9 protein-coding genes are annotated in these 10,702 nt (G+C 70.8%); 1 reads left to right on the plus strand and 8 read right to left on the minus strand.

Translation table 11 applies throughout. The annotated features are described in order from the left end of the window. On the minus strand, positions 1-830 hold an 830-nt coding region (locus AC1D01_RS09020), incomplete at its 3' end, for a DUF429 domain-containing protein (RefSeq protein ID WP_477865707.1). Between the two features lie 41 nt (positions 831-871). Here AC1D01_RS09020 and AC1D01_RS09025 point away from each other — a divergent pair. Next, complete coding sequence (locus AC1D01_RS09025; RefSeq protein ID WP_477865708.1) at positions 872-2,386, plus strand: S10 family peptidase; 1,515 nt, start codon at positions 872-874, stop codon at positions 2,384-2,386. Positions 2,387-2,398: 12 nt separating this feature from the next. Here the strand turns inward: AC1D01_RS09025 and AC1D01_RS09030 are convergent, their stop codons facing one another. The 7 genes from AC1D01_RS09030 to AC1D01_RS09060 all read right to left on the minus strand — a co-directional run. Further along, positions 2,399-3,931 (minus strand): ankyrin repeat domain-containing protein, encoded by a 1,533-nt coding sequence (locus AC1D01_RS09030; RefSeq protein ID WP_477865709.1) that lies wholly within the window; start codon positions 3,929-3,931, stop codon positions 2,399-2,401. Positions 3,932-4,094: 163 nt separating this feature from the next. Continuing rightward, a complete protein-coding gene (locus tag AC1D01_RS09035) occupies positions 4,095-4,976 on the minus strand; it encodes an EamA family transporter (protein WP_477865710.1) in 882 nt (293 codons plus the stop codon). 66 nt (positions 4,977-5,042) lie between these two features. Then, entirely contained in the window at positions 5,043-6,431 is a 1,389-nt protein-coding gene (gene gorA, locus AC1D01_RS09040) for a glutathione-disulfide reductase (protein WP_477865711.1), read from the minus strand. Further along, the gene (locus AC1D01_RS09045; RefSeq protein ID WP_477865712.1) at positions 6,415-8,139 is read right to left on the minus strand and encodes an ATP-dependent DNA ligase; all 1,725 of its coding nucleotides are present in this window, start codon (positions 8,137-8,139) and stop codon (positions 6,415-6,417) included. The genes gorA and AC1D01_RS09045 overlap by 17 nt, the downstream gene beginning before the upstream one ends. Beyond that, complete coding sequence (locus AC1D01_RS09050; RefSeq protein ID WP_477865713.1) at positions 8,136-9,185, minus strand: ligase-associated DNA damage response exonuclease; 1,050 nt, start codon at positions 9,183-9,185, stop codon at positions 8,136-8,138. Before AC1D01_RS09050 ends, AC1D01_RS09045 begins: the two co-directional genes overlap by 4 nt. Continuing rightward, the gene (clsB, locus tag AC1D01_RS09055; RefSeq protein ID WP_477865714.1) at positions 9,185-10,507 is read right to left on the minus strand and encodes a cardiolipin synthase ClsB; all 1,323 of its coding nucleotides are present in this window, start codon (positions 10,505-10,507) and stop codon (positions 9,185-9,187) included. Before clsB ends, AC1D01_RS09050 begins: the two co-directional genes overlap by 1 nt. A 7-nt stretch (positions 10,508-10,514) precedes the next feature. Then, on the minus strand, positions 10,515-10,702 hold a 188-nt coding region (locus AC1D01_RS09060; RefSeq protein WP_477865715.1), incomplete at its 5' end, for an endonuclease/exonuclease/phosphatase family protein.

The raw sequence follows: 10,702 nt of genomic DNA on the forward strand, positions 1-10,702 counted from the left end.
AGAGAAGACGACACGATCCAGCCTTCGAGCGGGTCGGCATCCGTCGGCCGGCCGAAGCCCGCCTGCCCCGCGGCCCACGCCGCCTGCATCAGGCACAGCACGGCATCGAGCCGATCACCCGACGCATCGGCCACCAGCGCATCGCGCTGCGCATGCGACAGGCGCAGCCGCAGGCCGAGGCGCGAGCGGCCCTGCTCCAGCGCCTCGAGCAGGTCCTTGCGGGCGATCAGGCGATCGGGCGTCTGCCGCGCCTTGTCGTCGGCCTTGTACGAGCGGCGGCCGATCAGCTCGCGCGCCAGCAGGCCGGGGTAGCCCTCGAGCGCGACGCGCTGTGCATCGCCCGGGTGCAGCCCGGGCAGGTCCACCCCGGCATCGATCAGCAGCGGCACGCCGGCATGCAGCATGTACGCGACCGGCGGGTTGACCCACTTCATCGACGGCGACGAGCCGGCCGGGCCATCGGCCGCCCGGTGCGCGAACTTCGCGCCCACCGGCCGCGCATCGCAGAACGCCGCGAAGCGCGTGCGGATCTCGTCGCGCGACAGGCCGGCGTAGTGGTGCATCAACGGCAGCCAGTCCATCGGCCAGCCGAGCGCCTGCACCAGCTCGCGAGGCAGGCCGAACGGGAAATCGAAGGCAGCCAGCCACGGGCCGGGCGTGCGCAGCCATGCGGCGAAGTCGTCGAAGCTTTCGTGCGTGTCGACGCGTTCCAGCCGCACGACATCGCGCGACGCCTGGCCGCGCGCCACGGTGATCGGCTTGCGGCGCGTCGGCCGGCTGGTGAAGTCGACGCCGGCGAGTTGCTGGTTCGGGAGGGGAGCAGAGGTCATGGGGTGCCGGTACAGTAGTGCCCCCACTCTAGCGATCTCCCATGGCCGACACCCCTGCCGACAAGTCCACGCCCTCGCCTGCTTCGCGCGAGGAATCGAAAGAACGGGACGCGAGGGACACGAAAGAGCGGGAGCCGAAGGAGCGCCTCGTCACCACCGAACACCGCACGGTCGTCGGCAAGCGCAAGCTGGACTACAGCGTGACCTGCGGCACCATCGTGCTGCGCGAGGACGAGCAGCGCGACGGCCAGCGCAGCGCCGACAAGCCGCGCGCCAGCCTGTTCTTCATCGCGTACACGCTGAARGGCGTGAAGCCCGAGACGCGGCCGGTCACGTTCAGCTTCAACGGCGGGCCGGGCTCGAGCAGCGTGTGGCTGCACCTGGGCATCCTCGGCCCGCAGCGGGTCGTGACCGACGAGATGGGCAACGCGCCGCCGCCGCCCTATGCGCTGACCGACAACGAGCACACGCTGCTGACCGACAGCGACCTGGTCTTCATCGACCCGGTGGGCACCGGCCATTCGCGCATGGTCGAGGGCGAGAAGGTGACCGAGTTCCACGACTACCAGCGCGACCTCGACGCGGTGGGCGAGTTCATCCGGCTGTACCTGGCGCGCTACGGCCGCTGGGGCAGCCCGAAGTACCTGATCGGCGAGAGCTACGGCACGACGCGCGCGGCCGGCCTCTCGCTGCACCTGCAGGACAAGCACGACGTGTTCCTGAACGGGGTGATGCTGGTGTCGCTGGCGGTCGACCTGCAGACGCTGCACTTCGACCACGGCAACGAGCTGCCCTACCCCTTGTTCCTGCCGACCTATGCGGCCACCGCCTGGTACCACCGCGCGCTGGCGCCGGCGCTGCAGAAGAAGCCGCTGGCCGAGGTGATCGCGGCGGCCGAGGCCTTCGCGCTCGGCGACTACACGGTGGCGCTGATGCAGGGCTCGGCGCTCGACGCGAAGGCGCGCCAGCGCATCGCCGAGCAGGTGGCGCTGTACAGCGGGCTGAGCACCGCGTACGTACTGCGCTGCGACCTGCGGCCGCGCGAGTTCCGCTACTTCAAGGAGCTGCTGCGCGAGCGCGGCCAGACGGTGGGGCGGCTCGACAGCCGCTTCCTCGGCCTGGACCGCGACGATGCCGGCGAGGAGCCCGAGGGCGACCCGGCGATGAGCAACCTGCTGGGCGCGTATGCGACCGGCATCAACCGGCTGCTGAAGGACACGCTGAAGTTCGAGACCGACGCGCCCTATGTGGTGCACGCGCCGATCTGGGACAAGTGGGGCTGGAAGGATTTCGCGGGCAAGTACGTGAACGTCGGCGGCAGCCTGCGGCGCGCGATGCATGCGAACCCTGCGATGCGGGTGTACGTGGCGAGCGGGTACTACGACCTCGCGACGCCGCATGCCGCCGGCGACTACACGCTGAGCCACCTGGGGCTGCGCGAGCCGCTGCGCCAGAACATCAGCGTCAGCTACTTCGAGGCGGGGCACATGATGTACATCCACCAGCCGTCGTTGAAGCGGATGGCGGGGGAGTTGAGGGCGTTCGTGCGGGGGTGACCCTCGTGGCACTCAATCCTCGCGTCGCCTCCCGGCGGCGCGGTCGGCCAGGTCCTCGGCCAGAACGTCGCGACCCGCCACGCGTGCACGATCGGCGGGTGTCTTGCCGCGCTCGTCCCTGCAACCCGTCAGCCGGGCTGACAACCCGGGCAGCGTGAGCAACCAGGCCGCCATCTCATCGGCACGCCATGAACTGCAGGCCAGATGCAGCACCGTACTGCCGTCCGACGCGAGCAGTTCGGCGCCTGCTCCCGCCGCATGCAGTGCATCGGCCAGCGCCAGATGGCCGGCTTCGCAGGCATGCATCAGCGCGGTCATTCCGCGCTCGTCGGCATCATCGAGTGATGCGCCGGCATCGAGCAGTGCGTGCACGACCTCGATGACCTGCCCGTCATCTCCGCCATATTTCCCTGCGACATCCCTCAGCACCGACGCAAGTCCAGCTGCATTCATGTGCCGCGCTCGCGCTGCATCGCCCGCATCACGAAGCAAAGCCGACACCAGCAGCATGTCACCACGCCGTGCGTGAGTGCGCAGGGTCTTCAACCACGCGGCAGGTGACAGGGCCTGGATGCGCGGCCGAAGCGCCTGCTCAGGGAACCCGCTCCGACGGCGCGCGGCTTCTCCCCTCAGCACTTCCTTCAGACGTGTGTCGTCGATCAGATCGCCATTGAAGCGCTGCCCCTTCTCGCGATCGACGTAGACCGTGCGTTCGTTCGCCGCCATCCCGAGGTGCTCGCGCTCCGTGTTCCCGGAGATCGATTCGAAGCGATTCCACAAGATCGGCATCTCGCCCGCCAGCAAGCCGTCGGCGAATGCATCCGCCCAGCCCGGGTCATCCGCCGGCGTGACCGCAAACGGCGCGCTCAGCCACGCAGGGTGGCCCTCACGGCGAAGCCGTTGCCAATCGAGGGTGACGGGCTCTCCCGGATACCAGACGGAATGGACGCTCGCGCCGACCTGGCGCGAAAAGACGCCCTCGCTTTGGAGATGCGCTTCCGGCAGCGCCACCCAGAAGTCGAACACGACCGCCTTCGGGCCCTCTCCGACTTCGCACCACCAGTGCGTACCGACATTCTTCACGGCGACTGGCTGCTGCAGGTGCCTCGGCAACCGGCCGACCAGATCGATCAGCAGGACTTGCAGGACAGGTGCAACGAGGTCGCACACGTTGACGTCATGCCTCAGGGCCGCGAGCTCTGTTCCGCAGCCACCCGTCGAGGATGGGTAGACCTCCTCGAACGCCCGGCTCAAACGATTCGTCGACTCGCCCTGCGTGAGGGCGATCGACCAGAGCGCATTCGCAGGCAGTGCCGACAGGACACGGCGGAACTCGTCCCAGGCGACGGGAAACAACGCCAGGGCCGCCGCCGTCCTCGCCCCCACCATCCGCTCCTGAAGCACCAGGGTCGGGCCGTGAGCATTCAGCGCGGCGTACTTGCTCGTCGTGCCGGTGGGCCCCCGGGCTTGGCGCGTTCGCCTGAGCGAGGCTTGATTCCAGCCGGGAGCGCTGCAGGAGCGAGAGATCTGTCGGGTCGTGTTCATGTGATTGACTGGGCGGAGCAACATCAGACGCGCATCGCCGCAACCACTCCTGCGTACAGCACGTCACCCTGAGTCACGCCCACCCGTCGTCGGTTCCCGCCTGCGTCACGTCATGCATCTCCGTCCGTTTGCGATCGGGCACGAAGATCCGAAGACCTTGCACTCACCCCGTCGCCAGCCCCACCACCCCCGCCGCAATGCACGCCGCCCCCGCGATGCGCGTCCCGCGCTCGCCCTCGCCCAGCAGCCGCCCGCCGAGCAGCGCGGCGAACAGCATCGACACCTCGCGCGCCGGCGCCACGTGCGACAGCGGCGCCAGCCGCGCCGCATACAGCACCAGGATGTAGCCGAACGGGCTGACCACCGCCAGCACCAGCGCGTGGCGCCACAGCGCGCGCGCCGATTCCATGAAGGCCTCGGGCCGCCGCAGCGCGCCGGGCAGCATGAACGGCACGCGGGCGAGATTCCCGAAGTAGTCGATCAGGATCGGCGAGATCAGCATCACCTTCACCGAGTAGCCGTCGATCAGCGTGTACAGCGCGATCATGCAGCCGGTGGCCGCACCGTAGCCCAGGCCCGCCATCACGCGCTGCCGCTGCACCGGGTCGTGCGCGCGCGCCCACAGCGACGGGCCGCCGGCGATCAGGAACACGCCACCGGTGACCGCGAACACGCCCAGCACGCCGCCCAGGCTCATGTGCTCGTCGAGCAGCAGCAGCGCGCCGAACGAGCTGATGAGCGGCCCGGTGCCGCGCGCCACCGGGTACACCACCGTCAGGTCGCTCGCCGCATAGCCGCGCAGCAGCACGTTGAAGTAGACGAGGTGGGCGATGCCGCTCGCGAAGATCAGCGCCCATTCCTTCCAGCCCCACAGCGGCACCGCATCCCAGGCGGCCCAGATGCCGACCGGCGCCCACAGCACCAGGATCATCAGGCTGCACAGCAGTGCGAAGCGGCTGTCGCCGCCGGCCTTCTTGGCGACCAGGTTCCAGGCGGCGTGCAGCAGGGCGGCGGTCAGGACGAGGCAGAGCGCGGTCAGGGACATGGGGACGCAGGCGGGGCGAAACCCCGCATTGTCCGTCGTCGGGCCCGGGTGCCCGACGTCGTGCGATCACCCCCTCGACGCCGCCACCCGCATCGTCACGAACTCCTCCGCCACCGTCGGGTGGATGCCGATCGTGCGGTCGAGCTGCGCCTTCGTCAGCCCCGCTTGCACCGCGACCGCGAAGCCCTGCAGCACCTCGCCGGCATCGCCGCCCACCATGTGCGCGCCCAGCAGCCGGTCGCTCGCGTCGTCGACCACCAGCTTCAGCAGCGTGCGCTCGGTGCTGCCGCTCAGCGTGTGCTGCAGCGGCTTGAACTCGCTGCGGTAGATGCGCAGCACGCCGTGCCGCGTGCGCGCCACCTCTTCGCTCAGCCCCACCGTCGCGGCCTGCGGGTGCGTGAAGATCGCGGTCGGCACCGTCGCGTAGTCGAGCACCGGCCGGCGGCCGTCGCCGAACAGCCGGTCGATCAGCACCATCGCCTCGGCCAGCGCCACCGGCGTCARCGCCTTGTGGCCGACCAGGTCGCCCAGCGCGTGCACCGAGGGCACGTTGGTCGTGAAGCCCTCGTCCACCGGCACCGTGCAGTCTTCGTTGACCTTCACGCCCACCTCGGCCAGCCCCAGGCCGCGGCTGCGCGCGCGCCGGCCGGTGGCGTGCAGCACGGTGTCGGCCTCGAGCACGCTGTCGTCGGCCAGCTGCAGGCGCTGCACCTCGCCGCGCCGCTCCACCGCGGCGATGCGCGACTCGAGCCGGATGTCGATGCCCTTCTTGCGCATCTCGGCGGTGACGAAGCGCGCCATCTCGCCGTCGAAGCCGCGCAGCAGCTGCGGCCCGCGGTGCAGCAGCGTCACCTTCGAGCCCAGCCCGTGGAAGATCGAAGCGAACTCGCAGGCGATGTAGCCGCCRCCCACCACCGCCAGCCGCTTCGGGAACGGCGACAGGTCGAACATGTCGTCGGAGCTCATCGCCCATTGCGCGCCCGGGCCTTCGATGCGCAGCGGCTCGCCGCCGGTGGCCAGCAGGATGTGCCGCGCGGTGAAGCGCTGCTCGTGCGTCGTCGTCTTCACCGCCACGGTGTGCGCATCGAGCAGCTTGGCCCAGCCGCGCACCAGCTGCACGTTGGCACCGCGCAGCAGCTCTGCATACACGCCGTTCAGCCGCGCGATCTCGGCGCCGCGCCGCGCCTTCAGCACGTCCCAGTCGAACACGGGCTCGGCCAGCGCCCAGCCGAAGCCGCGCGCCTGCGCGAAGGCCTCGTGGTAGTGCGCAGCGTAGCTGTACAGCTTCTTCGGGATGCAACCGAGGTTCACGCAGGTGCCGCCGAGCGCGCTGCCCTCGGCCAGGATCACCTTCGCGCCGAGCTGCGAGGCCATGCGGCTCGCCCGCACGCCGCCGCTGCCGGCGCCGATCACGAACAGGTCGCAGTCGTAGGATGTGTCAGCTGTCTCCGTCATGCGAAGGCTCCCTCTCTCTCATCAGTGCCTGCAGCGTAGCGAGGCTGTCGGCCTCATGCAAAGGCTTGTCGTTGCGGATCCGCAGCATGCGTGGAAACCGCACGGCGATTCCGCTCTTGTGGCGCGGGCTCGCATTGATGCCCTCGAAGCCGAGCTCGAACACCAGTGTGGGCCGCACGCTGCGTACTGGCCCGAATTTTTCGAGGGTCGTCTGTCGGATGATGCGGTCAACCTCGGCGAATTCGCCATCGCTCAAACCCGAATACGCCTTCGCGAAGGTCACCAGCTGCAGCGCACCGGGCTGCGCCGGTTCGCGCCGGGCGATCGCCTCGACCACCGCCTGCGCCTCGGCCGCATCGGCCGGCGGGCGGCTCCACACCGCGAAGGTGTAGTCGGTGTAGACACTCGCGCGCCGCCCATGCCCGGCCTGGGCGTAGACCAGCACCGCGTCGACGCTCAGCGGGTCGATCTTCCACTTCAGCCAGGTGCCGCCCGCCAGTCCCTCCTGCTTGCGCCGGCCGCTGCCGTACTGCGCCTCGGCATGCTTGAGCATGAAGCCCTCGACGCCCCGCGCCCGCGATTCCTCGCGCAGCGCGGCCAGCGCCGCCCAGCTGTCGCGCTGCTCGACCGGTGACACCCGCATCGTTCGCCCTGCGGACGCGGCGTCGAGCAACGCGCGCCGCTCGCGCTGCGGCCGGCTGCGCAAGTCGACGCCTTCCCACTCGAGCAGGTCGTAGGCGATGAAGCTGGCCGGCGCGTCGGCCAGCACGCGCTTGGTCAGCGTCTTGCGCGCGATGCGCTGCTGCAGCAGGTTGAACGGCGCCGGCGTATCGCCCTTCCAGACCAGGATCTCGCCATCGAGCACGGTGCCGTCGGGCCACTCGCGGGCCAGCGCCACGACCTCGGGAAAACGCTCGGTGACGAGCTCTTCGCCGCGCGACCAGATCCAGGTCTCGCCGCCGCGCCGCACGATCTGCGCCCGGATGCCGTCGTACTTCCATTCGACCAGCCAGTCGCCCGGCGCGCCGAGCCGCGTGTCGAACTCGGGCGGCAATCCCTCGACGGCATGCGCGAGGAAGAACGGATACGGCTGCCCGAGCGGCGCAGCGCCCTCGCCCTCCCCCACGACCAGCGCCGCGAAGCGCGCCGCATCGGGCGTCTGCTTCGCATCGGTCCAGCCCATCATGCGCTGCGCGAGCAGCTTGGCGTCGAGCCCGGCGTGCGCGGCCAGCGCGCGCTGCACCAGCAGCTTGCTGACGCCGACGCGGAAGCCGCCGCCGATCAGCTTGGTGAGCAGGAAGCGGCCGGTGGCGTCGAGTTCGTCCCAGTAGCCGGCGATGCGTGCCGCCTGCTCGGCCGGCGAGAGCCCGCGCAACGGCAGCAGCCGCTGCTCGACCCACTCGGCCAGCCCGACATCGCTCTCGTGCTGCGGTGCCGGCAGCACCAGCGCGATCGTCTCGGCGAGGTCGCCGACCGCCTGGTAGCACTCCTCGAACAACCAGTCGCTGATGCCGGCGCGCTCGCAGGCCAGCACGCGCAGCGTCGCGGTCGGCACCACCTGCCGCGGCTTGCCGCCGGACAGGAAGTACACCACCCAGGCCGCGTCACCCGGCGCGGCTTCGGCGAAATAGCGCTGCAGCGCCGCCACCTTGGCCGAGGTGGCGGTGGTGGCGTCGAGTTCGGCGAAGAGCCGCGCGAAGCGCTTCATGCGGCGGGCTCCGGGTCGGCCGCGGCCGTCCGTTCGTCGTCACGCTCGTCGTCGTATTCGGTGTGGAACGCACCGGCCTGCAGCCCCTGCTCCTGCAGCCAGCGCACCATCACCGCCTCGTAGCCGTGGGTGACGATCACGCGGCTCGCACCGGTCGCGGCGATGGCGCGCTGCAGCCCCGGCCAGTCGGCATGGTCGCTCAGCACGAAGCCGCGGTCGATCGAGCGCCGGCGGCGCGTGCCGCGCAGCTGCATCCAGCCGCTCGCGAACGCATCGCCGTGCTCGCCGAAGCGGCGCGTCCACGGCGAGCCCTGCACCGACGGCGGCGCGATCACCAGCGCGCGTGCGAAGCCGGCCTTGTCGGCGACCTCGGTCGCGAGCTGCGTCGGCGGCAAGGCCACGCCGGCCGCCCGGTAGGCCTGGTTCAGCGGTTCGACCGCGCCGTGCACGACGATCGGCCCGATCGACGCATCCACCCCCGCCAGCAGCCGCTGCGCCTTGCCGAAGCTGTAGGCCATCAGCAGGCTCGCGCGGCCGGCCTCGGCATTGGCGCGCCACCAGGCGTCGATGTCTGCGAACACCTCGCGCTGCGGCTGCCAGCGGTAGATCGGCAGGCCGAAGGTCGATTCGGTGATGAAGCAGTCGCAGCGCACCGGCTCGAACGGCGTGCAGGTGGCGTTGTCGTCGCCCGCACCGCTGACGAAATAGTCGCCCGACGCGACCCACACGCGCCCGCCATGTTCCAGCCGCACCTGCGCCGAGCCGAGCACGTGGCCAGCAGGGTGCAGCGAGAGCCGCACGCCATGGTGCTCGATCGCCTCGCCGTAGGCGAGCGTCTGCAGCGTGATGTCGTCGCCGAGCCGCGCGCGCAGCACGCCCTCGGACGGCGCGGATGCCAGGTAGTGCGCATGCCCGCGGCGCGCATGGTCGCCGTGCGCATGCGTGATCACCGCGCGCTCGACCGGCCGCCAGGGGTCGATGAAGAAGTCGCCGGGCGGGCAGTACAGGCCCTCGGGCCGCTCGATCACCAGGTCGTCGGCGGCCATCAATAGCGGCCGGTCTGCCCGGCGATCCGCAGGTAGACGTGCGCGCACCACGCGACGAAGCCGCGCCGCAAGGTGCCGGCCAGCGTGCGCGGGTGGGCGAGCTTGGGATCGATCTCGCGCGATAGCGCGACCGCCGCATCGAAGCGTGCCGCGAGCGAGCGGGCGAAGCCCTCGTCGCGCACGATCACGTTGGCTTCGAGGTTCAGCAACAGCGACAGCGGATCGATGTTCGAGCTGCCCACCGTCGCCCAGTCGCCGTCGATCACCGCCACCTTGGCGTGCAGGTAGGCCGGCGTGTACTCGTGGATGCGCACGCCGTGCGTCAGCAGCTCGTCGTAGAGCACGCGCGCGGCCAGCCCGGCGATGCGGTAGTCGAGCTTGCCCTGCAGCAGCAGCCGCACCGCCACCCCGCGGTCGGCCGCATCGCGCAGCGCGCGCCGGAACGGCCGGCCGGGGTAGAAGTACGGGCTGATCAGGTCGACGCGTTCGCGCGCGCTGCGGATCGCATCGATGTAGCTGCGCTCGATGGTGCGGCGCTGGCGCAGGTTGTCGCGCAGCACGAAGGCCGCGCGCACCGRCGGCAGCGCATCGGGGCTCAGCTGCAGGCCCTTGGCGCGCGGCATGCGCAGGCGGCGCATCAGCCGCTTGGCCCGCGCGATCGGCTCGGCGCTGCGCGCCAGGGCCACCATCTCCTCGCGGAAATCCTGGCCCAGGTCGGCGCGCGTCCACACCGCGCGGATCGCCTGCTCGACCGGCGCCACCACCGGCCCGCGCAGCTGCACCGCGAAATCGAGCCGCGGTTGCTCGGTCGCGCCGTGCACGAGGTCGATGCGATCGTCGATCTGGTTGATGCCGCCGACGAAGCCGACCTCGCCGTCGATCACGCACAGCTTCTGGTGCAGCCGGCGCAGCTGGCCGGGCTGGAACCAGCTCCACCAGCTGGTGATGGGCCGGAACACCGCGAGGTCGACGCCGCCGTCCTCGAACAGCGGCTGCAGCTGCGGCAGGAAGGCGCGCGAGCCGAAGCCGTCGAGCACCACGCGCACCGCGACACCGCGCGCGGCCGCTGCCAGCAGCGCCTGCGTGACGGCGGTGACGCTGCCTTCGTGCTGGTAGATGTAGGTCGCGAGCCAGACCTCGTGGCGCGCCGCGTCGATCGCCCGCGCCATCGCCGGGAACAGCTCGTCGCCGCCGCTCAACAGCTCGACCTGGTTGTCGCCGCAGAACAGCGCGCGCGGCAGCGTGCTCCACAGGTCGTCAGGCAGCGGCGGCTCGCCGTGCCGGCGGTGGTGCTTGCGCGTCCGTGTCGCGGTCGAGGTCAATGCAGGCTCATTCCAGTTCGAGTTCCGCCACCAGCGGCAGGTGATCCGACATCCGCGCCCACGCCGCGCCGCGCGGCACCGAGGTGCCGGTGCAGCGGAAGCCGCGGGTGTAGATGCGGTCGAGCGAGAACACCGGCATGCGCGACGGGAAGGTGCGCTGCGAGCTGACGCCGCGCCGCTCGGCGCGGTACAGGC

It is taken from the genome of Rhizobacter sp. P3_B12 (assembly GCF_056402895.1).